Below are 548 nucleotides of genomic sequence, written 5' to 3' on the forward strand. Positions count from 1 at the left end.
GGCTGGATCTACTACGGCTACGACGCCGCCGACCGGCTGACCTCGGTCAAGGACCAGGCGAACGCGACCACCACGTACGGCTACGACAACGCCGACCACCGCACCTCGGCCACCCTGCCCGGCGGCACCACCCAAACCATCGGCGTCGACAAGTCCGGGCGCCAGACGGGGATCACGGTCAAGAACTCCGCGGGCACGACGTTGCTGTCGACCAGTTACCGCTACACCAAGCCGGACGGCACCGACACCGGCCAGATCCAGTCCCGGACCGACTCCACCGGCACCGCGGACAACACCTACGACGGCTTCGGCCGCCTCACCAAGGCCGGCGCCCGCACCTACAGCTACGACAACGCCGGCAACATGACCTCCGGCGACGGGCGCACCTACACCGTCAACGACGCCGACCAGATGACCAAGATCGACAGCATCACGGTGGGCTACGACGGCGCGGGGAACCTGACCACCACCAACCCCGGCGGTGAAGCCCACTACAGCGACACCAACCAGCGGACCTCGGTCACGTCGAGTTCCGGCACGCTGTTCAC

At 67.5% G+C, this 548-nt stretch carries 1 pseudogene; it reads left to right on the plus strand.

Features of this window, described 5'->3' with window-relative positions:
• Nucleotides 1–548: pseudogene (locus IE317_RS44175) on the plus strand (RHS repeat domain-containing protein); the annotation flags it as partial.

Source organism: Amycolatopsis bullii (assembly GCF_014654205.1).
GTDB classification, from domain to species: domain Bacteria; phylum Actinomycetota; class Actinomycetes; order Mycobacteriales; family Pseudonocardiaceae; genus Amycolatopsis; species Amycolatopsis plumensis.